This window comes from Desulfosporomusa polytropa (genome assembly GCF_055380075.1).
This window is the reverse complement of record NZ_AP042400.1, coordinates 2,957,918-2,980,431: the sequence shown is the minus strand read 5'-3', so window position 1 is coordinate 2,980,431 and position 22,514 is coordinate 2,957,918. Positions and strand designations below refer to the sequence as shown.

Annotated in this window: 23 protein-coding genes; 18 read left to right on the top strand and 5 right to left on the bottom strand. The window is 46.6% G+C overall.

What is annotated here, in order from left to right; all coding sequences use genetic code 11:
* Nucleotides 1-59: 59 nt before the first annotated feature.
* Genes ACZ449_RS15875 through ccsA form a run of 5 tightly spaced genes read left to right on the top strand, consistent with a single transcriptional unit; the run spans nt 60 to nt 4,602 of the window.
* Nucleotides 60-680, top strand: a complete 621-nt coding sequence (locus ACZ449_RS15875) for an ABC transporter ATP-binding protein (RefSeq protein WP_464261886.1) — start codon at nt 60-62, stop codon at nt 678-680.
* Nucleotides 655-1,332, top strand: coding sequence for a heme exporter protein CcmB (locus ACZ449_RS15870; RefSeq protein WP_464257039.1), 678 nt, complete (start codon nt 655-657; stop codon nt 1,330-1,332). The genes ACZ449_RS15875 and ACZ449_RS15870 overlap by 26 nt, the downstream gene beginning before the upstream one ends.
* 41 nt (nt 1,333-1,373) lie before the next feature.
* Nucleotides 1,374-2,033 (top strand): cytochrome c biogenesis protein, encoded by a 660-nt coding sequence (locus ACZ449_RS15865; RefSeq protein WP_464257038.1) that lies wholly within the window; start codon nt 1,374-1,376, stop codon nt 2,031-2,033.
* Complete coding sequence (locus ACZ449_RS15860; protein ID WP_464257037.1) at nt 2,030-2,401, top strand: cytochrome c maturation protein CcmE domain-containing protein; 372 nt, start codon at nt 2,030-2,032, stop codon at nt 2,399-2,401. Before ACZ449_RS15865 ends, ACZ449_RS15860 begins: the two co-directional genes overlap by 4 nt.
* On the top strand, nt 2,398-4,602 hold the full coding sequence (gene ccsA / locus ACZ449_RS15855; RefSeq protein ID WP_464257036.1) for a cytochrome c biogenesis protein CcsA: 2,205 nt from the start codon (nt 2,398-2,400) through the stop codon (nt 4,600-4,602). Before ACZ449_RS15860 ends, ccsA begins: the two co-directional genes overlap by 4 nt.
* Nucleotides 4,603-4,844: 242 nt before the next feature.
* On the opposite strand, the gene ACZ449_RS15850 is transcribed toward ccsA, so the two are convergent.
* From ACZ449_RS15850 to ACZ449_RS15840, 3 genes are all read right to left on the bottom strand, one after another.
* Nucleotides 4,845-5,252: a VOC family protein gene (locus tag ACZ449_RS15850; RefSeq protein ID WP_464257035.1), complete on the bottom strand. Its 408-nt coding sequence runs from the start codon at nt 5,250-5,252 to the stop codon at nt 4,845-4,847.
* 4 nt (nt 5,253-5,256) lie between these two features.
* The gene (locus ACZ449_RS15845) at nt 5,257-6,024 is read right to left on the bottom strand and encodes a histidinol phosphate phosphatase (RefSeq protein WP_464257034.1); all 768 of its coding nucleotides are present in this window, start codon (nt 6,022-6,024) and stop codon (nt 5,257-5,259) included.
* 133 nt (nt 6,025-6,157) lie between these two features.
* Nucleotides 6,158-6,712 carry a UbiX family flavin prenyltransferase gene (locus ACZ449_RS15840; protein WP_464257033.1) on the bottom strand — a complete coding sequence of 185 codons (555 nt, stop codon included), beginning with the start codon at nt 6,710-6,712 and terminating at the stop codon, nt 6,158-6,160.
* Between the two features lie 269 nt (nt 6,713-6,981).
* Here ACZ449_RS15840 and ACZ449_RS15835 point away from each other — a divergent pair, with 269 nt between their 5' ends.
* On the top strand, nt 6,982-9,915 hold the full coding sequence (locus tag ACZ449_RS15835) for an insulinase family protein (RefSeq protein WP_464257032.1): 2,934 nt from the start codon (nt 6,982-6,984) through the stop codon (nt 9,913-9,915).
* A gap of 72 nt (nt 9,916-9,987) precedes the next feature.
* Here the strand turns inward: ACZ449_RS15835 and ACZ449_RS15830 are convergent, their stop codons facing one another.
* Nucleotides 9,988-10,281, bottom strand: a complete 294-nt coding sequence (locus tag ACZ449_RS15830) for a hypothetical protein (RefSeq protein ID WP_464257031.1) — start codon at nt 10,279-10,281, stop codon at nt 9,988-9,990.
* Nucleotides 10,282-10,413: 132 nt separating this feature from the next.
* Here ACZ449_RS15830 and ACZ449_RS15825 point away from each other — a divergent pair, with 132 nt between their 5' ends.
* The 3 genes from ACZ449_RS15825 to ACZ449_RS15815 are packed head-to-tail and all read left to right on the top strand — an operon-like array spanning nt 10,414 to nt 13,960.
* A complete protein-coding gene (locus tag ACZ449_RS15825) occupies nt 10,414-12,450 on the top strand; it encodes a hypothetical protein (protein WP_464257030.1) in 2,037 nt (678 codons plus the stop codon).
* A 36-nt stretch (nt 12,451-12,486) separates the two neighbouring features.
* Nucleotides 12,487-13,068, top strand: coding sequence for an RNA polymerase sigma factor (locus ACZ449_RS15820; protein WP_464257029.1), 582 nt, complete (start codon nt 12,487-12,489; stop codon nt 13,066-13,068).
* Nucleotides 13,058-13,960: a hypothetical protein gene (locus tag ACZ449_RS15815; RefSeq protein WP_464257028.1), complete on the top strand. Its 903-nt coding sequence runs from the start codon at nt 13,058-13,060 to the stop codon at nt 13,958-13,960. The genes ACZ449_RS15820 and ACZ449_RS15815 overlap by 11 nt, the downstream gene beginning before the upstream one ends.
* Nucleotides 13,961-14,173: 213 nt before the next feature.
* Here ACZ449_RS15815 and ACZ449_RS15810 read toward each other — a convergent pair whose 3' ends face one another.
* On the bottom strand, nt 14,174-15,295 hold the full coding sequence (locus ACZ449_RS15810) for an HD-GYP domain-containing protein (RefSeq protein WP_464257027.1): 1,122 nt from the start codon (nt 15,293-15,295) through the stop codon (nt 14,174-14,176).
* 129 nt (nt 15,296-15,424) lie between these two features.
* Here ACZ449_RS15810 and ACZ449_RS15805 point away from each other — a divergent pair, with 129 nt between their 5' ends.
* The 9 genes from ACZ449_RS15805 (at nt 15,425) to ACZ449_RS15765 (ending at nt 22,489) form a co-directional block, all read left to right on the top strand.
* Nucleotides 15,425-16,267 carry a carbon-nitrogen hydrolase family protein gene (locus ACZ449_RS15805; RefSeq protein ID WP_464257026.1) on the top strand — a complete coding sequence of 281 codons (843 nt, stop codon included), beginning with the start codon at nt 15,425-15,427 and terminating at the stop codon, nt 16,265-16,267.
* Between the two features lie 2 nt (nt 16,268-16,269).
* Nucleotides 16,270-16,887 carry a LysE/ArgO family amino acid transporter gene (locus tag ACZ449_RS15800; protein WP_464257025.1) on the top strand — a complete coding sequence of 206 codons (618 nt, stop codon included), beginning with the start codon at nt 16,270-16,272 and terminating at the stop codon, nt 16,885-16,887.
* 151 nt (nt 16,888-17,038) lie between these two features.
* The gene (gene rpmE, locus ACZ449_RS15795; RefSeq protein ID WP_464257024.1) at nt 17,039-17,248 is read left to right on the top strand and encodes a 50S ribosomal protein L31; all 210 of its coding nucleotides are present in this window, start codon (nt 17,039-17,041) and stop codon (nt 17,246-17,248) included.
* A gap of 117 nt (nt 17,249-17,365) precedes the next feature.
* Nucleotides 17,366-18,256 carry a DUF1385 domain-containing protein gene (locus tag ACZ449_RS15790; RefSeq protein WP_464257023.1) on the top strand — a complete coding sequence of 297 codons (891 nt, stop codon included), beginning with the start codon at nt 17,366-17,368 and terminating at the stop codon, nt 18,254-18,256.
* Nucleotides 18,246-19,313, top strand: a complete 1,068-nt coding sequence (gene prfA, locus ACZ449_RS15785; protein ID WP_464257022.1) for a peptide chain release factor 1 — start codon at nt 18,246-18,248, stop codon at nt 19,311-19,313. The genes ACZ449_RS15790 and prfA overlap by 11 nt, the downstream gene beginning before the upstream one ends.
* Nucleotides 19,313-20,173: a peptide chain release factor N(5)-glutamine methyltransferase gene (gene prmC, locus ACZ449_RS15780; protein ID WP_464257021.1), complete on the top strand. Its 861-nt coding sequence runs from the start codon at nt 19,313-19,315 to the stop codon at nt 20,171-20,173. Before prfA ends, prmC begins: the two co-directional genes overlap by 1 nt.
* Nucleotides 20,174-20,256: 83 nt before the next feature.
* On the top strand, nt 20,257-21,303 hold the full coding sequence (locus tag ACZ449_RS15775; protein ID WP_464261885.1) for an L-threonylcarbamoyladenylate synthase: 1,047 nt from the start codon (nt 20,257-20,259) through the stop codon (nt 21,301-21,303).
* A gap of 62 nt (nt 21,304-21,365) precedes the next feature.
* Nucleotides 21,366-21,959 carry a manganese efflux pump MntP gene (locus tag ACZ449_RS15770; RefSeq protein ID WP_464257020.1) on the top strand — a complete coding sequence of 198 codons (594 nt, stop codon included), beginning with the start codon at nt 21,366-21,368 and terminating at the stop codon, nt 21,957-21,959.
* Between the two features lie 65 nt (nt 21,960-22,024).
* Entirely contained in the window at nt 22,025-22,489 is a 465-nt protein-coding gene (locus ACZ449_RS15765) for a low molecular weight protein arginine phosphatase (RefSeq protein ID WP_464257019.1), read from the top strand.
* Nucleotides 22,490-22,514 lie beyond the last annotated feature (25 nt).

The following is a 22,514-nucleotide window of genomic DNA, read 5'->3' as shown; positions in this document are numbered from 1 at the left end:
ATAAAGATGGCATATTAAGATGGATATAAATTCCTTATGGAGTAATTATTGTGAAAGAAATGCATATAGTGGTAGAAAATGTCGGTAAACGCTTTGACAATAGGTGGTTGTTTGAACATATTAATGCCGGAATTTTGCCAGGGCAGTGTCTGGGTATAACAGGGCATAACGGCTCAGGTAAATCCACGCTGCTCAAGATTGTTGCTGGGTTAATCAGACCAACTCAAGGCCGGGTGCGGTTTTTTAGCAATGACTCGGGCCGGGAAATTAACGTGAAGGAAGGATTAACTGGTATTGGCTTGGTAGCTCCTGATATGTCGATGTACACGGCGCTCACTGGGGTGGAGAATATATTGTTTTGGACAAAGGTACGGGGAATTGCCTGCTCACCTGGTGAGGCGGCGAATTTTTGCCTACAGCTGGGGCTAGATAGGATTGCCGCAGGACAGCAGGTACAAACCTATTCCACAGGTATGCGTCAACGGCTTAAGCTAGCAGTGCTTGTAGCCATCAATCCTGCTATTTGGCTGTTGGACGAGCCTTCGACCAATCTTGACAACAACGGGAAGGCTCTGGTGGGTGAGCTGGTGGCATCTGCGGTTAGGCGCAAGGCGGTGGTACTACTAGCTACTAACGAACCTGAGGAGGCCGGATATGCCAGTACCACAGTTGAACTTTAGTCAAGCAATACAAGCGGTGTGGCACAAGGATGCGCTGTGTGAGTATCGGACGCGCTATGCGGCGGGGGCATTACTCATGTTTGCTCTTACGACCCTTTCCAGTGTCAGTATGGCTATTGCTGGTACGTCTTTGCCGCCGGATCTGGCAGCTGCGCTCTTGTGGATTGTCCTATTTTTCTGTGCTATGGCAGGCTTAGCCCGGGTATTTGTTCAGGAGCAGGAGGCCGGTACGCTCTTAGGACTACGTTTATACGCCCCGCCTCAGGCTGTGTTTTTTGGTAAGCTGCTATTTAATCTGGTGCTGTTAGCCAGTTTGGCCTGCCTTGTCGTACCGCTGTTTGTCATTTTTCTTGCTATTGAGGTTGAGCAGTGGCTGGCATTTGGGGTTATTTTGGTTTTGGGCTGCACCGGGATTGCGGTGGTGTCTACTTTGACAGCAGCCATGGTAATGTATGCCGAGGGTAAGCATGCCATATTTACTGTGCTTACGTTTCCAGTATTGCTGCCACAGTTTTTAAGCGCTATCAGCGGTACTGCCCGAATTTTAGCGGGTGGTATGCCGGATTATACGGAATTACTGTTTATGGCAGGTTATGATGCTGCTATGATTGCTGCCGGGGTACTCTTATTTGATTATCTTTGGCAAACTTGAATAGAGGTTTGTAAGCAAAATGCGGAGGGTGACAACAGTATATGGACTCAAATATAGTTGCGGTAGTAATCGCAGGTTGGTTGGTTGGAGTTGCTGGCGCTGTATTTTATCTGGTGCCACCGGTAGCAGGATTAGGGTATCTTGTCAGGTTAGCTTTTTTTCATATACCGGTTGCCTGGGTGTCGGTACTGGCTTTTTTGGTGTCAGCAGGAGCGGCTATCCAGTATTTACGAACCAGAGAGCGCAAATATGATTGCCTAAGTGCCTGTTCGGCAAAGCTTGGCTTAATTTTTTGTATTTTGGCTACAGTCAGTGGTGCCATATTTGCCAAACTGACCTGGGGGGCATATTGGAATTGGGACCCCCGGCAGACCACGGTGTTTATTTTGCTATTGATTTATGGTGCTTATTTAGCATTGCGCGCGGCGATTGACGAGGAGGAGCGGCGGGCCGGAGTATCGGCAGTATATGCGTTATTGGCCTGTTTGTCGGTGCCATTTTTGGTGTTTGTTATTCCCCGCATGTATTTTTCACTACACCCCGAGCCTGTGCTTAATAGTGCAGGCTCGGTAGCGATGGACCCGATATTGTTGTATGTGCTCATAGCTGCTCTTGGCGGTTGTACTGCGCTGTACTGTTTGCTGCTCTGCCGGGCTGTGTCCAGGAAAGCACAGCTGTCAGGAAAGGAACTGCATATATGAAAAAACATCAGATAATCTGTTTAGCTGTGATTATTGGGTTTGTAGCGTATAGTGCGTTAGCTTTTCAAAGTTCGGTTACGCCTTATGTTACTTTTGCCCAGGCCAAAAGCAGCAAAAGTACTGTTCAGGTTAAGGGAACTATGGGAGTAGGCAAAGTACTACCGGCTGAAGATGGTCAAGCCACGCAGTTTGTGCTGCGTGATGATGCGGGTGAGGAAGTGACGGTAGTCTACCGGGGTGTTAAACCTGATGGCTTAGAACAGGCGACTGGCATCGTGGCTATTGGTAAGTATGTTAAAGGGCAGTTTCTGGCAGACAAGCTGTTAGTTAAATGTCCGTCAAAATACCAGGGGAGCGTGAATCAATGATTGGTTATGGTGCAGTGCTGCTAGCACTTGTTGTTACCCTGAGCGTAATAGCTTGCTATTGGCCAGCCAGACGCAACCAAATAAGAGCAAGGCAGTTGGCAGGTAAGGCACGTATTTTGTATGGCGTGTCCGCAGGTTTGGTCGGGGTGGCAGCCTGCTATTTACTGTACCTGATAGTAGGTGACAGATTTGATTATGCCTATGTAGCAGGTTATTCCTCGCGGGAGTTAGCTTTAGGGTATAAGCTAGCCGCTTTCTGGGCAGGTCAGGAAGGCTCCTTTATGTTATGGCTGGTATTTCATGCCGCCTTTGGGTTAATATTATTGCAAAGGCCAGCAGCACCGGCGCCTGTCATGACAGTATATGCGCTTATTCAAGCAGTACTGCTGGGGCTGCTCTTGGTGAAAAGTCCGTTTATGATGCTGACCGAGCCGCGTGTTGACGGTTTTGGGCTTAACCCGCTTCTGCAGGACCCCTGGATGGTTATTCATCCGCCTGTGCTGTTTTTGGGGTATGCGGCGTTGGCTGTGCCCTTTGCCTATGCGTTAGGCAGTATGTGGAGTGACCGCCATGTGGAGTGGCTGAAACCAGCCGCAAGCTGGACAATGTTGGCATTGTCAAGTCTGGGGGCGGGGATGTTTCTGGGCGGCTTTTGGGCTTACAAGGTATTGGGCTGGGGCGGCTACTGGGCCTGGGACCCGGTGGAAAATTCATCGCTGGTACCATGGCTGGCAGCCGGGGCAGTAATCCATCTGCTAGTGTTGGCGAGGGTGCGACTTGCTGCTGTTAAGCAAGTGTATGCCGGAGTAATTACCAGCTTTATCTTAGTACTATACGGCACTTTTCTCACCCGCAGTGGTGTGTTGAGTGATTTTTCTACCCATTCGTTTACCGATGAAGGTGTTGGCGGCTTGTTAGGTCTGACAGTGTTGGTGACGACTTTTATCGCTTATGTCTTATATATTGTTAAATGGTCAGGAATGCCATCAGGAGAACTTTATTTGAGACTTGCCAGCCGGGAGTTTCTGCTGGCGCTTACGGCTTCGGTACTGGCCTTTCTGGGCGTATTGGTGTTTATCGGTATGTCTACACCGCTGGTTACGATGGCTCTGGGGAGTCCCCAAAGTGTCAGCAGCACTTTTTATAATCAGGCGGCTTTGCCATTGGCAGTTGCCTACGGGGTGGCGCTGATTGCTGGTCCGCTTAGCAAATGGGGCGGCAGCACTGGCGGAGTGTGCAAAAAAAATTGGTGGCTGGGGCTAATTTTGATCGGTGGCCTGGCTGTGAGTAGCTGGCTGAAACTAGGGCAACCGCTTGTTGTTATAGCTTTTTGCTTGGCAGTTACTGCTGCTGCAGCCAATGGGCATGCTGCCTGGAACCGGACATTGTCCTGCGCAGCAGCCTGCAGCCATATCGGGGTAGCTATCTTGCTTGCCGGGATTATGGCTTCAGGGGCAGCTAGCCAATCGGCAGTTGTGATGTTTAGCGCTGGCCAGGTACAGACTGTTTTCGGTCAACAAATCAGCTATGAAGGAACTGAGTCAGAACCGTCAGGCAAAGAAATCTATCGTACATTTCACGTCGGTCCGGACAAAACAATTGTCCAGGCGTTGACTAAGCTGAATAAGGCAGGGATGCCTGCAGCCAGGGAGCCAGGTATCTACCGGAGCCTGTTGGCTGATATCTATATTGCACCAATTGAAAAAGAAGTTGAGTCTGGTTCTGAATTGACACTGGTCAAAGGTCAGCCGCTAACACACGAGGGTCTTAGCCTGAAACTTGTAACGTTTACTATGGCTGGTATGGATGGAAGCACCACCGTACGGGTACAGACTGTCCTTGAGGTGACGACCGGGGGTCAGACCCAGGAAGTACGGCCTGAGCTTACTAGCCAAAACGGACAGATTGTTGGTTCGACAGTCACCGCCTTTGACCGGTATCAGCTGCATATAACAGGCATTAGACCACGGGAAGGACAGGTTACTATAGAGTATAACGACAGCAAGGCCGCTAATGCCGCCAGACCGGCGCGGCTGGAGGCTGAGGTCAGTCATAAGCCATTGATCAATCTGGTGTGGCTGGGAGCTTGCCTGATAACTGTGGGGACAGGCTGGGCAGGAGTAAAGCAACTGATTGGTCAGCGTCAGGTACTGCAAAGGGGGCAAGGTCCTGCTGCCAGGACTAATAGTAGAACCCGCTAAAAGGGCCTTTGCCGGAAAAAGCGTTCCGTAGGAGAAAAGCCGGGCGGTATTCCGTTGAAAAATCCGTACTGTTTGAGCGTAGTGAGTTTACGGATTTTAGGAAAATCGCCCGGCTAGTATGGCAAATATATTATAGAAATCGCGAGAGGGAGTGGACTCAAAAAAGTAGTCCGCCACATTTTTCATGTGGACGGACTACTTTTTTGAGTGTAAAACACTATAGGACGTCAGCAAAAATAAATTTATTGCTTAAAGGAATCGTAAACCACTTGATACTCAGGGGTTGGAGGAATGGATTTATAAATATACACATGAACACCACTAGGGTCATTAACAACAAAACTGCGTTCACCCCAGGGCTTATCCATGATTTCTTGGCATATTTCAACTTCAGCCTCTTTCAGTCGACTGTATTCAGCGTCAACATCGTCAACTTCCAAAGAAATAATAATGCCAGAACCGTTAAAAAATTCGCCGGCATCCCGTTGCGGCTTAGTAAAGCTAATACCAGCCGGCAATCCTGGAGCAATGAGTTCAATATACCAGTCACTCTCATACACTAATGTAAAATTAAAGTAACGCATATAGAACTCTTTGGATTCATTCAGCTTATCAGTACTAATGGTAGTATCAATCCGTTTTATTTTCATAAAGCTATTTCCTCCATTCAGGTTTGCGCTGCTTGAAATAGACTACTCTCAGCTTACAAGCTTCTGCCATATCTGTTGCTATCGCCAGATTACTGCCAATCGATTCAGGTTTATGAGCGTCAGATCCAAGCGTAACCATCTGTCCTCCCAATTCATGAAATCGTTTGTAAATGGGCAGCAGGTTGGCTACAGTATCCGGATTTGTCAGACGGCGGGTGTTAATCTCCAGGGCTTTCTCGTTACGAGCAACCAGTTTTAGTATTTCGTCAATTCGATCACTAAATTCATAATAGTAAAGTTCCGGATCGTCATAGCGGGCATAGCGAGATATGTAATCAATATGTCCCACACTGTCGATAAAATCGTATGTCTTCAGGCAGTCCAGCATAGATTCAAAATAACGATTATATGTGTCAAGCTTGGATCGGGAATGATAAAATTCCTCTAGATAGATTTCTATATTATCTACAAAATGAATGGAACCAATAACAAAATCAAAAGGATTATTATTGACGATATCGCGATTATCATTGAAACATTCGGTCCGCATTCCTAACTCTATTCCTAGAAGCACCTTTTCGCTTCGATACTTTGTATAGTTTTTAAAATACTGTTTGATATCAAAGGTAACGTCTGCCTCGGGATACGCCATATCCATATGTTCGGTAATAGTAATGGCCAGTCCTAACTCGGACGCACGATGGATAGCCGTCTCTATGGCCATATTTGAATCATTGGAAAAACAGGTATGAACATGAGTGTCAACTAACAAGAAAACTGCCTCCTAATCAACTAAAGAAATATTATAATCCACATATACCATTTTAATACAAAAATAAGCAAACTACAAATATTGTTTCAAAAAATAATGGCAGCTTAAACGGAGCTGCTTAGTAAGGAAGGTATTATGATTGTTCTCCCCAGCGTTTTATCATGTCATGTTCGATAGCAAGCAGGTCTAATATTCGGCCAGTATGATGGTTTACGATATCATCAATACTGGTTGGTTTATGATAAAAACTTGGCATATAGGGCATAATAGTGGCTCCTTTATAGGCCATATCCATCATGATTTTTAAATGATCAGGGAGAAAGATGGGTTCACTTATAACCACTATCAGCTTTTTCTTTAGTTTCAGTATATTATTAGCGGCTGCTTGCAGGGTGTTTAGGGGCGAATCATGAACAATTGCTGCAATTGAGGCTACACTGCAGGGAACGATGATCATAGAGTCAGCTTCGTGCTCGCTATATGGTAAAGTTGTATCATCATGGAAGCAAAAGTGATGAACCAAACTTTTAACATGAATTAAAGAGCAATTCATTTCCTGGCTAAGAGTTGCTTCGGCTTCGCGACTCATAATAAGGCAGGTTTGCGCGTTGAGTGTATAGAAAGTTTCTAAAAGACGTAGTGCATAAATCATTCCCGTGGCATTGGTTATTCCAACAATGGGTTTCATAGGGATCCTCCACAGCCAATATTTCAATTTGTATGGCTTACTATATTATACCAACAGCATGCGTAGAAGGAAATCTTTATTAGTGACAATATTAATTTATTGCCAAGCGGGAGAAGCTATTTATTAGCTTCTCTTTGTTGCGTTTGAAGGAAAACTGTTCCAGATTGGCGAAAGACAGAATAATAACTTCTCGGTAAGGCACTACATAGGATAATGTAGACTTAGCTTCAACGATAATTAAAACAAAAAGATAAAAGCGAGGTAACGATATGTCCTTTAAGACAGGTAAAACCTATCATGGCTTTAGGTTGTTAGAGGCAAGCCATGTTGATGAGATTAACTCTGATGCCAAATTGTTTGTGCATGAGCAAAGTGGGGCGCGCCTACTGCACTTAGGTAATGAAGATGATAACAAGGTATTTTCCATTACCTTCCGTACCCCACCGGAAGACTCAACCGGTGTGCCGCATATTGTGGAACACTCGGTGCTCTGCGGTTCACGCAAATTTCCGATAAAAGAGCCATTTGTCGAATTGGTAAAGGGTTCACTCAATACGTTTTTGAATGCCATGACCTTTCCGGATAAGACCATGTATCCTGTTGCCAGCCGCAATGATAAGGATTTTCGCAATCTAATGGATGTTTATCTGGATGCGGTATTTTATCCACTGATGCTGGAAACTCCCGAGATTCTTATGCAGGAAGGCTGGCATTATGAGCTGCCTGATAAGGCGGCCGAGCTTACCTACAAGGGTGTTGTTTATAATGAAATGAAAGGCGTATTCTCTTCTCCTGATGCTATTTTGGAACACCAGATTTATGCCAGTCTGTTTCCTGATACCACCTATGGCGTTGAGTCTGGCGGCGATCCTGAGTTTATACCAGAACTTACCCAGGAACAATTTGTTGCTTTTCATAAAAAGTATTATCACCCCGCCAATAGCTATATTTTCCTTTATGGCGATATGGATTTGGAGGATAACTTAAAGTTTTTACATGCCGCCTATCTCAAGGACTTCACGATGGCTGAGATTGACTCTGAAATTTCGCTGCAAAAACCGTTTGAAGAAATGGTAGTAAAAGTAGTTGATTACCCGGTTTCGCCAGATGAGTCAACAAACGATAAAACCTTTATTACGCTAAATATTGTTGCTGGCAAAGCTACCGATCCTGAAAGTTACCTGGGCCTTATGATGCTTGAACATATTCTCTTAGAAACTCCGGCGGCACCGCTCAAAAAAGCGCTGCTGGATGCGGGACTGGGAAAAGAGGTGTTTGGCAGCTATAATAAGAGTATTCTTCAACCTACCATGACCTTTGGGGTTGGTGGCGCTAATCCTGAGCAAGTCGATTTATTTAAAGATACGGTTTATGCTGTGCTAAGCAAACTAGCGTCCGAAGGTTTGGATAAAAAATTGGTAGAGTCCTCGGTAAATATTTTTGAATTCCATTTGCGGGAAGCGAACTATGGCAAACATCCTAAAGGATTGGTTTACAACATAAAATGTCTTGACAGCTGGCTCTATGACGAAAGCCCGCTTATCCATCTGGCATATGAACCGGCACTGGAAAAAATTAAACAAAAATCTGGGCAAGGTTATTTTGAACAACTGATTAAAACCTGTTTACTAAATAATCATCACCAAGCGCTGGTTACCTTACAGCCTAATAGCAAGATTGGTGCAACCAAGGCGGCTGAGAGTAAGGCCAAGCTGGACGAATATAAGGCTGGGTTAAGCCAGGCTGAGTTAGCGACAGTTATTAAGCAGACAAAGGCATTGAAATTACGTCAGGAAACCCCTGATGCACCGGAAAAACTTGAACTTATTCCACTAGTGGAGCTAAAAGATATTGATCCAAAAATAGAAAAATTAGTGGTAGAAGAGCACCAGGAACAGGGCGTACCGATATTGCTTCACCCCTTGTTCACCAACCGTATTGCTTATCTTAATCTTTATTTCAATACCGGTGCTGTAGCCGAAGCAGAGTTACCATATCTGTTTTTGCTAGCTGATATTTTAGGCAAGATTGATACAAAAAAATATTCGTATGCCGAACTAGCGAAAGAGACTAATATTCATACAGGCGGTTTTTCCTATGATGTCTTTGCTTTTTCAGATAACGGCAATGATCAGAAATATACGCCGATGTTTAGGGTTAAAGCCAAAGCGCTTGTGAGCAAGCTGTCTGAACTGTTTAGCCTGTTAGGCGATATAACTGGCAGTAGTATATTTACCGACACAAGCCGTCTGAAAGAACTCATCCGCGAGAACAAAGCAACCTGGGATACTGCACTGTTCCGGCGCGGCCAGCAGGTGGTGGCCAGCAGGCTGCTATCCTATATATCGCCTGTCGCCAAATTTAATGAAGTGGGTCAGCTGACCTATTATAAATTTATTGCAGCACTAGAGCAAGACCTTGATGGCAAGATACACGAGATTGGCCAGACGCTGGCAAAGGTAGCTCAGACGATCTTTAATAGCGGTAACATGTTGGTAAGCATAACTTGTGAAACTGAAGATTATAAGGACTTTTGTCAGAACTTGCCGGTACTTATCGACAAACTGGGAACAAGCCAATATGAGCCGGTTACCTATGGTTTCCAGGCTAAGGCCCGTAATGAAGGGCTGTTGACGTCAGGAAAAGTACAGTATGTAGCCAAAGGGGCCAACTTCTCCCGCTTAGGCTTTAGGTATCATGGCAGTATGAAGGTGCTGGAAACCATCTTGCGTTATGATTATCTTTGGAATCGTATTCGGGTGCAAGGCGGAGCGTATGGTGCTTTTGCCCAGTTTGACCGCAGTGGTAATGCGGTATTTGGTTCCTACCGCGACCCCAACCTGGCTGAGACCCTTAAGGTTTATGATGAAACGGTAGATTATCTGAATAACTTCACCGCTGAAACGGTTAGTAAACGTGAAATGACCAAATACATTATTGGAACCATGAGTACCATGGATACGCCACTGACACCGCAGATGAAAGGCGAGCGGTCAGACGCTGCTTATATTCGGAATATTAGCCAGTCAGATTTACAACAGGAACGGGATGAAATACTGGCGACTACCCAGCAGGATATTCAAAAACTAGCCCAACTAGTTGATGCTGTGATGAAAGCCAATATCTTGTGTGTCCTGGGCGGAGAGGAAATCATCAAGGCCAATAAAGAGTTGTTTACTGAATTGGTGACTGTAATAGAGTAATAGAAAAATGCCACGCCTATTGTGTACAATGAAAGCTTTACAGGCATTGTGTACGTAAGCGTGGCGATTTTATTATTCTGTTAAAATCCCTTGTGCCAGTAAGCAATCATCTTTTTCCCAAGATTCTACAATTACTTTTGCGGTAGGATAGTCAAATCCCATGCCCATCAAATAGGCGATTAACGCTAATTCTGTTAGGGCATGGCGAGGGTTACTTTCTACAAGCTCGGCTATTCCGTGACGGATGGCAGGTTCAACCTGTAGTAAAAAATAACCGGTAGTCAGCGGCTGACCGGGAACAAGCTGGAATACTGGCACGGCCCTGGAACTACGCTGGCCAGATAGTAGTTTGCGGAATTTCGCCATGTAGCAGCCTCCTTTAGGGCTTTTACTATAGTTTATGTATTGGTGCAAATATTGTGAGTTATGTTAAGAAATTAAATAAAAATCCCGATAACAGAGATAATCATATGTAAAGCAGGAAAAGGGTGAGAGACTATGAATATTAACACCATTAACGATACCGGCTCTGCCCAGACTGTAGCGGCGGTGAAACCGGAAGCCATACCGGCGGGGCAACAGACGGAGAATAACCAAGTAGAGCAGGATACAGCAGGTAAGGCTACCACCACCAATTCATCGCAAGCGGTATTGGTGGCGTTAGAAAGCACGATTGCAGCCAAACTGACTGAACTTACTCAGACTGTTGCCGACAGAACAGCACTTGTCAAAAGCTTACCACCAGAAATAAGAGAGCTTGTACAGCAACTTTTAAGTCAAAATCAAGCTGGGCAGACTACTCTGTCAGAGGGTTTGGTTACGCTGCTTCAATCGCCAAAGACCGGAGCCGAAAAGCTGGTAATGCTAGCCGATATGCTGGAAAAGGCAGGTCTGCCCGTTCCGGAAGGGCAGGCAGAAGCATCAACCCCGGCAGCAACCGGTAAACAGCAACTACTGACACAGCTTGCGGCTGCCTTGCAGGGAATGCAGCCGGACGACTTACAATCAGCAGCCAAAGTGCTACGAGAGCTGGTTGCTGCTGTTCAGCCAAATGAGCAACAGAACACCATACCGGAGACGCCAAAAAATATGGCACAGTCCAATGTAGCAGACAATAAGCAACAGGCGATGCCAGTAGCGATCCCCCCCCAGTCAATCGAATTAGTAAGCCAATCGCCAGAAAAAACAGCAGTGGCCGTGCAGACTGGTATACTGCAGGAAGAACAAGCTGAAGTAGTACTGCGTAGCAAAACTTCTAACCAAGGGGCTGATGCAAAGCAGTCTGAAGTGCCTCAGCAGCAGGGGAGTTTGCCTAATAAGTCACAGGAGTTGCTGATAAAACCGGCTATGCCAACAGGTGATTCTGTTAAGTCAAAAGAAATGACTCAATTACTCAAGAACGTCATTGCTCAACCCAAGCTGCTTGAAAGCCTGCCGCCAGATATCAGGAAGATTGTTCTAACTATGTTGCAGCAGGAAGAACCAGCAGCGCAAACAACACAGCAGCAAGCGCCGCAGGCAACACAGTCAGGCCAAACAACACAGCAGCAAGCGCCTCAAACAACACAGTCAGGCCAAACAACACAGCAGCAAGCGCCGCAGGCAACACAGTTAGGCCAAACGACACAGCAGCAAGTGCCGCAGACAACACAGTCAGGACAAACGACACAACAGCAAGCGCCGCAGGCAACACAGTCAGGCCAAACAACACAGCAGCAAACGCCGCAGACAACACAGTCAGGCCAAACGACACAGCAGCAAGCGCCTCAGGCAACGCAGTCAGGCCAAACGACACAGCAACAAGTGCCTCAGACAACGCAGTCAGCACAAAGTCAGCAAAAAACTCTGACCTTGCAAACACCAACATCCCAACTAGTAACATCAACCTCGGCAACCCCTGCGCAACAGATGCAAACATTGCCACCAGCGTTGGCGGGAATAGTAACCTCCCTCAATAAATCGGAGAAGTCGCCGAAGGAAAAGATTATAGTGCTTGCCAATGCGTTGGAGCAGGTGGCGGAGTTGCTTACTCCCAAGCAAGCACAGGCTACTCAACAACTAGCGTTGCGACAACAAGCCATGGCAGAACTTACCAACATTTGGCAAGAGAAAAGTCCGGAAGAGCTTAAAGCAGCCATCAAGGTATTGCAGGAATTGGCTGGGACTATGTCTAAAGCCAGTGGTGTAACTGCTGAACGGCAGGATGCCCAGAAGGTATTGACTTTTGCGGTACCCTTATACTTTGGTGAAGGACAAACGGCTTATCCAGCCTATGTTCATGTTTATCATCACGAGGAAGAAGATAAAAAAAATCCCGGACAAAAAGTGACCGAGACGTGGCTGAGAATTTGTTTGGAAACTGAAAACATCGGTATAGTAGATACGGCGTTTCACTTATATGACGAGAATATCCTGGATGTAAAAGTGCGCTTTACCGATACTGAAGCGGCCGCTGGCTTTGCCAACAGTATGGAGGAAGTAAAAGAGCAGTTAGGACAGTTGCCGCTCACTCTGGGGGAATTTTTGGTAAAATAAGTTGTAAATATGTGAGGGTAAAGCGTGGTGACATAGATGCCGTATGATGAAAATAGTATGATTACCAAGGCGCAAAGCGGTGAACGGGCCGCCCTTAATGAGCTAGTTGCCACCTATTGGCCGATTGTCTACCGCTTGGCTTTATCCAAGACTGGCAGCCCGGAAGACGCCCAGGAAATTGCACAAGACACCTTCTTGCGGGTATTGGCGGCACTGCCGCGGTATAAAGAAACCACTGCCACCTTCAAAACCTATCTATCGCGCATTACGCTTAACCTCATTACTGATTATTACCGAAAACGCGGCCGGTCGCCCCAAATGGTTGATATTGATCAACATAATGAGCTGATAATTGACGCAAGTACCCGTCCTGACGAAGCCCTCGTAAGTGCGGAACGGCGCGGGGAAGTTGTTCGGCTGCTAGCACTTTTGCCGGAGGAGCAGCGGCGGGTGATTGAACTTAGAATTCTTCAGGGTGTGGCGGTAGCCGATGTCGCAAGGATTATGGAGAAAAGTAGTGCTGCCATAAAAATGCTGCAACAGCGGGCACTCAAAAAATTGAAGGATTTATTTGCTGAAAATGGTATTACTGGAGGGGGGGAAGCTGATGCAGGATAGCACCAATACGGAAAAAAGGCAAGCAGAAGCATTGTCAGCCGCGATTGATAGGCTTAATCAAGGTTTGCCGCTAGAAAACATGCAAGAGGAAGAGATCACAGAACTGTTATATGCTGCTAAACTTGTCAAAGTATCAGCCAAGCCATTGGCCGTGCCGCCGCCAGCAGTACTAAATCATATTGTGGAGCAAGCAGTTAGCGATATTGCTCAGAAAAAACGTAAAAAACGCGTAGCCTGGGGCATAGCTAGTCTTGGCGGCACGGCAGCGGCGGTACTATTAATTATACTCTTACATGGTATGCCACCAGCCACACAAGAACCGCCACTGGCTAAGGCGCCGACGCAGACGGCACCGGCGCCTACCACTGAAGCGCTGCAGTCACCATCTATTGCGAAAACGCCAGCTACGCTAACAACGCCGCCGGACGAGCTGCAGGCGCCGGCTGTCGATACTGAAACCACGGTGGCAGTTCAACCAGAATCTGAAGCAGCCACCCCAGCTCCTAGTGTGGCTTTGGCCTTGGATTTGCCTCCCGCCTCGATACCGTCAGCTAGCGCTACCATGCTGGTCTTAGCTGACCGCAAAGCAGATAGTGTTACAATTGATGCAATTAGTAAGACAATTAGGCAAGTGTACCGCCAGGGGGAGCCTGATGAAATCATCATTACTCAGGCCCCAAAACGTACCAACGAACTCCGTTCAGTACCAATGTCGCCCCCGATACTGGCAAAAAAGTCTATTCGCAAGGAAATCGTTGCAAATAACCTGCCAAACCGTAACAAAGTAACGGTCATTATTGATAATAATGAAGTAACGCTGGAAGGTGCAGGCAGCCAGGAAGAACTACTGAGCCTTGCCAAAACACTAACCGAAGTGAGTGCTGCAAGATAAGTGAGTGAACTTGTTTCAGCAGAGCTGAAACATCGGGGGTTCAGGTGGAGAGTCTACTCCACCTGAACTGACGTCACCTGTAGAGGCGAGAGGCTTGACTTAGCGATTAAGATAAAAATAACCAGGACAATTGCCTGGTTATTTTGCGTGAATTTCGTTGTAATGAGAGCGTTTTACCTATATTTTCAAGTATTGGAAATGCTATAATAATGGTTACAGGGGTGAAGCGGTGTCCAACTGCATAACCTCTGTAGGGGTAAATACCTTACTAATAAATGTTGTCAGGTGTCTAGTCAAGTCAATTTCAGGCCCGTTTTTCAACCTGCAGCCCCTGTCATCCAGGAGAATTTTTAAGGTTGGCCGGGTTTGCAGTCCGGGAATTACTTTTGTAACTACTGCAATGGCGCCGGTGGTAAGCTGGACGATGCTGCCAAGCGGATAGATAGCAACTTGGTTTAGAAAAGTCCGTAAAATAGTTGGATCAAAGTGGGTATTGGCCAGTGACATCATGATTTCATAGGCTTCGTGTGGTAAGGTTCCATCTTTATAAGGACGGTCTGAGGTGAGCGCATCATACACATCGGTAATGGCTACAATACGAGCATATTCATGAATATCTGTGCCGCTAAGGCCGCGGGTATAGCCTGTGCCGTCAAATTTCTCATGGTGTTGAAAGGCAATATGGGCAGATATTAGGGGGATATCTCCTTGCTTACGGAGAATATCAAAACCAAGGTCGGAATGTTGCTGCATGAGTTTGCGTTCATCACTGGTAAGTGGACCCGGTTTGATAAGGATATCTTTAGGAATGAGCATTTTGCCTGTATCGTGGAGTAAAGCGCCTAATGCTAGTTCTTTAAGCTTAATCATGTCATAGCCTAACTGAACGCCGGTGAGGGTAGAAAGTGCGCAAACATTGACAGAGTGCCCAAAGGTGTAGCCATCGCGGGCTCGGATATCTGTAAGATGAATCATAGCCCCGCGATTTTTGATAACTTCATCAAGGATAAAATCAGAGATCGCCTTAAACGGCTGTGCGTCAAGTTCTTGCGTATGAGCAAGATTTTCGAAGGCTGTATTCACGATTTGGACGGCCTGGACCCGTGTTTCTTCGCGGACAACCTCGGGAATAGTATTGATAAGGTCGTCGTCAAGTAGGTTGTCTGTAAAGGGATTTTTTATATAAATACTAGGAAGGTTGAATTGTTGTAATCGATCAATTTGCAGAGTATTAAGCACAGTATTTGCGCTCAAGAGTAATACGCCTTCTGTGCTGAAAATATTACGGGCAACTACCATGTTGGGCTGAAGGTTTGGTATAGCGATTTTTTGCATGATATAAGTTATCCTCCTGATAGTCTGCTAAAATTATTCGACAGGCACTATTGGGAAATCCTGCTGTTTTCGCTTACCTTTTGCAAAATAGTCTATTATATGGTGTAAATTATGATCGGAGGGGTATTTGTGGCTGTAGTTACTGTGGGAATTTGTCAATTAGGGGTTGTGACTGATAAAGAGGCCAATATTCGTAATGCTAGAAGCATGATTGCTGAGGCGGTCATGCGGGATAGCCGTTTGGTGGTATTGCCGGAGATGTTTAATTGTCCGTATCAGTCTGAGCTATTTCCCCAATATGCCGAAACCTATCCGGCGGGGCCGACAATTGAAATGTTGGCAGAGTGCGCTCAAAGGCACAAGGTAATCCTTATTGGTGGCTCAATTCCTGAACGGGACGAGGCTGGTAATATTTACAATACCAGTTTTATCTTCAATGAGCAGGGTAAGTTGATTGGCCGCCATCGCAAGGTGCATTTGTTTGATGTAGCTATTAAGGGGGGGACGGTATTTCAGGAATCAAAGACGCTGACAGCAGGCAGCGAGATGACGGTGGTAGACACTTCGCTGGGAAAGATTGGTGTGGCTATTTGCTATGATGTGCGTTTTCCTGAGCTGGCCAGGACAATGGTGCTCGAGGGAGCCAAAATTTTAGTTTATCCAGGAGCCTTTGGCTCGGTAACCGGGCCGGCCCATTGGGAGTTATTAATGCGGGCCCGGGCTATTGATAATCAGGTATATGTAATTGGGGCATCGCCGGCATTAAATGCGGCGGCTGAATATAAGGCCTACGGTCATTCGATTATTGTTGACCCTTGGGCTAGAGTATTGAAGATTGCCGATGAAGAAGAAACTGTGATTACCAGCCAAATCGATTTTAGAACGTTGGACAGAGTGCGGGAAGAATTGCCGTTGCTGCGGCATCGCAAGCCAGAAGTATATGGGGGCTGGGGAGGAGAAAAGAGAACATAAGGATGGAAGCGTTTATTCATGGCATTATTTTAGCGTTTGGGCTTATTTTACCGTTAGGTGTGCAAAATTTGTTTGTTTTTAATCAAGGGGCAGTACAGGCCAATTTGTGGCAGGCCATGCCTGCGGTAGTAACTGCCGGACTTTGTGATACGGTGCTTATTCTGGCGGCCGTGCTGGGGGTATCGCTAGTTATACTAAGCTTTTCTTGGCTAAAGACCGCGCTGTTGGCTGGCGGCTTTGTCTTTTTGGCTTATATGGGGTGGATCGCTTGGCAAAGCAAGGCTGAAGATAGCCAAACAGCTGAGGGAACAGGCTTGCCTCCGAGTAAACAGATCATGTTTGCTGCCTCAGTATCATTGCTAAACCCTCATGCTATTTTAGATACTATCGGGGTCATTGGTACCAGCTCCTTGCAGTATGCAGATAGCAGCAAGCTGTTGTTTACAACTGCTTGCATTCTGGTGTCCTGGCTGTGGTTTTTCTCCTTAGCCTTTGCTGGGCGGATGCTGGGAAACTTAGATAGCTCAGGCAGGGTACTGGGGTTGCTGGGCAAATTTTCAGCGGTATTTATTTGGGGAGCTGCCCTATATTTGGGCTATAGCCTGATGGCTGGGTTTTAATACAGTATTAATGTTCAGCCTGAGCTGACCGAGATATTTGTAAGGATATTAGCAAAGTTACCGTGAGACAGCTTGCGCAGCGTAATTCGATATGCTATAATTACTACGCATAAATTTAATTTAAATGGCTCTATAAAGTGAGGTGCAAGATATGCAAGAAAAGATTCATCCCCAATTCAGTGAAGCCAAAGTTGTCTGCGGCTGTGGCAATACATTTGTTACCGGTTCGGTTAAAAAAGAACTGCGTGTAGATGTATGCTCCAAATGCCACCCATTCTATACTGGTCAACAGCGCCAAATAGCAGCAGGCGGCCGTGTAGAAAGATTCAACAAACGTTTTGGCAGCAATACCCAAGAGTAATTGCCGCTTGGCTAATTGAACAACATTTGGGCAGCAGAGCAGGAATGCTCTGCTGTACTTATATGTGAACACAGACGAATATTTCGTAGAAGTTTTGATAGAAGGAGGGCGGGCAGCATGAGTCAAAAAAAACCTTTTGTTGGCGGCCAAGCTGTTATTGAAGGTGTCATGATGCGTGGTCCGGAATTTATCGCCACTGCCGTTCGCGAACCGTCCGGCAATATTACAATTCAAAAGGAACGGTTGACTTCAATTACTGACCGTTATCCTATTTTAAAAAAACCAATGATCCGTGGGGTTGTTGCGTTAGCCGAATCGCTGATTTATGGACTAAAAGCCTTGTCGTTTTCCGCGCAAGCGGCCGGTGAGGAAGAAGAGACTTTATCTACCAAAGAAATTGCCATAACCATGGTGTTCTCGCTGGGATTGGCTATTTTGCTGTTTGTAATTATTCCAACCTTCGCTGCTAAATATATTCATAGTGCAGTCACTGATTCGCGGTTGCTTAATACCTTTGAAGGAATTTTGCGATTGGCCATTTTCTTTCTGTATATTTGGGGAATATCACTCATGAAAGATATTCAGCGAGTATTTCAGTATCATGGCGCTGAGCATAAAACCATTCATACGTATGAGGCCGAAGAGGAGTTGACAGTCGAGAATATCAGAAAACATAGTCGGCTGCATCCCCGCTGTGGCACTAACTTTTTGCTTATTGTCATGGTAGTAAGTATTATTATGTTTGCGTTTTTGGGGTGGCCGGACCTATGGCTCCGGATTTTGTCCCGGGTGGTTTTGTTGCCAGTAGTGGCTGGCATTGCCTATGAGATTATTCGGTTTGCCGGACGGAGCAAAGCCCGCTGGGTTGCTTGCGCCATTACGCCAGGTCTGTGGCTGCAGCAACTGACTACCCGTGAGCCTAGTGACGATCAGATTGAAGTAGCTATCGCCGCCTTACATGCTGTGCGGCCTGACCAAGAGATAGAGGTGAAAATAAATGCTGGATAAATTACAGGCACTGGAAGATAAATTTCTCGAGCTGGAAGGGCGGATCAGCGATCCGGCGGTCATGGCTGATATGGGCGAATGGCAGAAGTTGACTAAGGCTCATAGTAAAATGACTTTGATTGTGGAAAAGTTTCGGGAATACAAGAAAACGCTGCAGACTGTTGCCGATGCCCGTGAAATGCTCAAAGATAAGCTGGATGCTGATTTTCGCGAGCTGGTGGAAGCCGAGTATAGCGAGGCACACAATAAAATCGGGGGTTTGGAGGAAGCATTGCGAATTTTGCTTCTGCCCAAAGACCCTAATGATGATAAGAATGTTATTGTTGAAATCCGGGGCGGTGCTGGTGGTGATGAGGCTGCACTATTTGCCGGTGATTTATTTCGCATGTATACCCGTTATGCCGAAAATCAAGGATGGCGGACGGAGATGCTTGATGCAAATGCGCCCGATCTAGGCGGCTTCAAGGAAGTGGTATTTTCTATTCAAGGCGATGGAGCGTATTCTAAGCTCAAATATGAAAGTGGTGTGCATCGAGTGCAGCGGGTACCGACCACCGAGTCAAGCGGTCGGATTCATACCTCCACCGTGACAGTAGCGGTGTTGCCTGAAGCCGAAGATGTAGATATTGAAATTAATCCCAATGACCTTCGTATTGACACCTATTGTGCCAGTGGCGCCGGCGGTCAGCATGTTAACAAAACCGAATCGGCTGTACGTATTATTCACTTGCCGACCGGGGTTATGGTAACATGCCAGGATGAAAAATCGCAGCTCAAAAATAAGGATAAGGCCATGCGGGTGCTGCGGGCCAGAGTATTGGAAATGGCGCAGTCTGAGCAAGCTGCCGAGATGGCGGAAAATCGCAAAAGCCAGGTAGGTACCGGTGATCGCAGTGAGCGGATTCGAACCTATAATTTTCCGCAGGGACGCGTTACCGATCATCGTATCGGCCTGACACTGCATAAACTGGACTTTGTTCTAAATGGTGATTTAGATGAACTAATCTCTGCGTTGGTAACGGCTGGCCAGAGTGAGAAATTGCAAGAGGTTGAATAATGACGGAACAATGGACCATATCTTCAATTGTACAATGGACTAGGCAGTACTTCGGCTCCAAGGGGATTGATAATCCCCGCCTGGATGCCGAAGTACTGCTTTCCCATATACTGGGTAAGGATAGGCTGTATTTATATACAAATTTTGACCAGCCATTAACGCCTGAAGAACTTGCTGCTTATCGGCAGGCTGTCAAGCGCCGGGTTATGTATGCGCCGGTAGCTTATATTAACGGCTACAAAGAGTTTATGGGGCTGGATTTTATGGTTAATCCAGCAGTACTTATTCCTCGCCCTGATACCGAAATTTTGGTGGAAGCCGCGCTTGAACGCCTGAATGGTATTGAAGTGCCAGCTATTGCAGATTTGGGTACAGGCAGTGGTGCTATCATTGTCAGTCTACTAGTAAAACTAGTTACTGCGGTAGGTATGGCGGTTGACATTTCGCCAGAAGCATTGGCGGTTGCCGGGGAAAATGCTGACAGACAAGGGGTTGGCGAACGTCTGACATTTTTTAAGGGTGATATGTTGCAGCCGCTGGCAGGTGAAAAATTTGATGCAATAGTATCTAACCCGCCGTACATTCCAGACAATGACATCTGTGGTTTAAGCCCTGAGGTACGTCAAGAACCGCGGTTGGCGTTGGCTGGCGGGTCTGATGGCCTTGACTTTTATCGCCGGATTGTGGCGCAGGGAGCAAACTACCTTAAACCAGCAGGCTTTATTGCGGTAGAAGTCGGAATTAACCAAGCTGGGTCGGTAGCCGCACTGGCTGATACTGACAGTAGGCTGAAACTGGAAGCTATTATTAATGATTATGCTGGTATCGAACGTGTTGTAATTTTTCGTTTAATGCCTTAACAAAACTTGCAGGCACCTATAAGAAGTAAAGGGCTGTACATAGAATGAACTGGCTTCTTGACTTTGTCGTGGAGATGATTAACGTGCATACTAATTATTATAAGATAGACCCGCTTAAACCAGATATAGCTATTTTAGCAGAGACAGCCGCGATGCTGCGACAGGGACAACTGGTGGCTTTTCCTACAGAAACAGTATATGGTCTTGGTGCTAACGGGCTGGACGTGCAGGCAGTAAAAACTATTTATGAGGCCAAGGGACGACCTTCAGATAATCCACTTATTCTACATATTGATGCTGTTGATAAACTATATACTTTAGCAGCATCTGTGCCGGCAAATGCCCTGGCATTGGTGGAACGCTACTGGCCAGGGCCACTTACGGTGGTGGTGGAGCGTCGGCCATTGGTGCCAGATGCTGTGACTGGCGGTCTGGATACGGTGGCCATTCGATTGCCGTCGTCGCTGGTGGCCAGGGAGTTAATCCGTCTAGCTGGTGTGCCGGTGGCGGCGCCCAGTGCCAATACTTCGGGAAGACCAAGCCCGACGACGGCGCAAGCTGTGCTGGCAGATCTGGATGGTAAAATTGCCGCTGTGATTGATGCCGGGCCCTGTGCAATTGGTGTAGAATCAACGGTGGTTGACTGTACTACCCCGGTGCCGACATTGCTGCGACCAGGGGGGATTACGTATGACATGCTGGTTGAAGTGTTAGGAGAAGTTGAAATTGATCCGACGCTGGCTGGTGCGCAGGCGATACCTAAATCGCCTGGCATGAAATATACGCATTACGCGCCTTTGGCGCCGCTATTTTTAGTAGAAGCCAAACCGGCTATTGCGGCTGTGCTGCTAAAACGCGAGCTGGAACAAATGCTAGCGTCCGGGAAAACAGTGGGGGCTATTGTATCTACTGAATTAGCAGGCAGTTTACCACCTCAGGTCATCACGTATGTTTACGGGCCACGTGCCGATGCGGCTGCTATTGCAGCCAACCTTTACACCGCTCTTAGAAGTTTTGATGATAAGGCTGTGGATGTCATTTATGCTGAAGGTATCGCCGACCAGGGGTTGGGGCTTGCTGTCATGAATCGATTACGAAAGGCAGCTGGGTATCGCATTATCCGCGCTTAGAATGGATGAATGCTTCATATTGCCTCCTGTTGCTACATATACATTACCAGCGGAGGTGGAATATGAGCTTGTTTGAACTGTTTGTTCTGAGTGCCGCATTGGGAACAGATTTGTTTTCAGTGGCTGTGCCTATTGGTATGAACAAGGTACGGCGTTTGGTGATCCTTCAATCAGCCATTGTATTTGCTGTATTTCATATAATTATGATTCTAATTGGATATCATATTGGCCACTGGTTGGGGAGCATTGTAGAACACGTAGGGGCTTACCACATCAATTGGCCGGTGGCCAGCGTGCAAAACTTTGCGACAATTATTGGCGCATTGGTGCTTGCGGGCTTAGGCACCTTGATGATTAAAGACAACATTAGTGATTCGAAAGACACTGTGTCAGGCAATCCCTTGCATGGTATGGCCCTCATCGTATTGGCTGCCAGCGTTAGTATTGATGCCCTGGCAGCGGGGTTTAGCCTGGGCATGATTGATGTAAATTTATTCCAATTGAGCTTGGTTTTGGGGACGGTGATCTTTGGTATTGGGCTGCTTGGCCTGGGATTAGGTCGTAAGCTAGGTCGGTATATTGGCGGACGGGCTGAACTGATGGGTGGCAGTGTGTTAGTGTTGTTAGCAATACATATCCTATGGACAACAATCTGAGGATGATACTGTCCGCAGGTATGAGAAATTTTTTCCTGGTACAAAATAGGAGGGAGTGAACAAAGATGTTTAAGGTGCTATTCGTATGTACCGGCAATACCTGCCGTAGCCCCATGGCAGCCGCTTTGCTTGATGATATGACCGTACAAGCGGGGTTGGCAGATAAAATTGTTGTGGCCTCAGCAGGTATTGCCGCTTGGCAAGAGCCCGCCTCACCCCAGGCCCAGACTGTTATGCGTCAGTCTGGTCTTAGTTTGGACAGGCATTGTTCGGTGCAGCTTGATTTGGCACAATTGACGGCTGCAGATTTGGTACTTACTATGACAATCGCGCATAGACAGGCGATTGTGGCGATGGCACCAGCTATGGCGGAAAAAACATTCACCCTAGCTGAATTTGCCGGTCAAACAGGCAATGTTACCGATCCGTTTGGTGGTAGCGAGGTTCAGTACCAGGCTTGTGTCCAGCAGTTGCGACAATTGCTAACTTCAGCGTGGGAAAAAATTGTAAGTCTAGCAGGAAAAAAGTAATTAACGTTGAAATGGAAGAAGACGT

What these genes read in the sequence shown, in the direction of transcription:
- ACZ449_RS15875 (WP_464261886.1), top strand. Translation starts at nt 60, where the DNA reads ATGCATATAGTGGTAGAAAATGTCGGTAAACGCTTTGACAATAGGTGG.
- ACZ449_RS15870 (WP_464257039.1), top strand. Translation starts at nt 655, where the DNA reads ATGCCAGTACCACAGTTGAACTTTAGTCAAGCAATACAAGCGGTGTGG.
- ACZ449_RS15865 (WP_464257038.1), top strand. Translation starts at nt 1,374, where the DNA reads ATGGACTCAAATATAGTTGCGGTAGTAATCGCAGGTTGGTTGGTTGGA.
- ACZ449_RS15860 (WP_464257037.1), top strand. Translation starts at nt 2,030, where the DNA reads ATGAAAAAACATCAGATAATCTGTTTAGCTGTGATTATTGGGTTTGTA.
- ccsA (WP_464257036.1), top strand. Translation starts at nt 2,398, where the DNA reads ATGATTGGTTATGGTGCAGTGCTGCTAGCACTTGTTGTTACCCTGAGC.
- ACZ449_RS15850 (WP_464257035.1), bottom strand. Translation starts at nt 5,252, where the DNA reads ATGAAAATAAAACGGATTGATACTACCATTAGTACTGATAAGCTGAAT.
- ACZ449_RS15840 (WP_464257033.1), bottom strand. Translation starts at nt 6,712, where the DNA reads ATGAAACCCATTGTTGGAATAACCAATGCCACGGGAATGATTTATGCA.
- ACZ449_RS15835 (WP_464257032.1), top strand. Translation starts at nt 6,982, where the DNA reads ATGTCCTTTAAGACAGGTAAAACCTATCATGGCTTTAGGTTGTTAGAG.
- ACZ449_RS15830 (WP_464257031.1), bottom strand. Translation starts at nt 10,281, where the DNA reads ATGGCGAAATTCCGCAAACTACTATCTGGCCAGCGTAGTTCCAGGGCC.
- ACZ449_RS15825 (WP_464257030.1), top strand. Translation starts at nt 10,414, where the DNA reads ATGAATATTAACACCATTAACGATACCGGCTCTGCCCAGACTGTAGCG.
- ACZ449_RS15820 (WP_464257029.1), top strand. Translation starts at nt 12,487, where the DNA reads ATGCCGTATGATGAAAATAGTATGATTACCAAGGCGCAAAGCGGTGAA.
- ACZ449_RS15815 (WP_464257028.1), top strand. Translation starts at nt 13,058, where the DNA reads ATGCAGGATAGCACCAATACGGAAAAAAGGCAAGCAGAAGCATTGTCA.
- ACZ449_RS15810 (WP_464257027.1), bottom strand. Translation starts at nt 15,295, where the DNA reads ATGCAAAAAATCGCTATACCAAACCTTCAGCCCAACATGGTAGTTGCC.
- ACZ449_RS15800 (WP_464257025.1), top strand. Translation starts at nt 16,270, where the DNA reads ATGGAAGCGTTTATTCATGGCATTATTTTAGCGTTTGGGCTTATTTTA.
- rpmE (WP_464257024.1), top strand. Translation starts at nt 17,039, where the DNA reads ATGCAAGAAAAGATTCATCCCCAATTCAGTGAAGCCAAAGTTGTCTGC.
- ACZ449_RS15790 (WP_464257023.1), top strand. Translation starts at nt 17,366, where the DNA reads ATGAGTCAAAAAAAACCTTTTGTTGGCGGCCAAGCTGTTATTGAAGGT.
- prfA (WP_464257022.1), top strand. Translation starts at nt 18,246, where the DNA reads ATGCTGGATAAATTACAGGCACTGGAAGATAAATTTCTCGAGCTGGAA.
- prmC (WP_464257021.1), top strand. Translation starts at nt 19,313, where the DNA reads ATGACGGAACAATGGACCATATCTTCAATTGTACAATGGACTAGGCAG.
- ACZ449_RS15770 (WP_464257020.1), top strand. Translation starts at nt 21,366, where the DNA reads ATGAGCTTGTTTGAACTGTTTGTTCTGAGTGCCGCATTGGGAACAGAT.
- ACZ449_RS15765 (WP_464257019.1), top strand. Translation starts at nt 22,025, where the DNA reads ATGTTTAAGGTGCTATTCGTATGTACCGGCAATACCTGCCGTAGCCCC.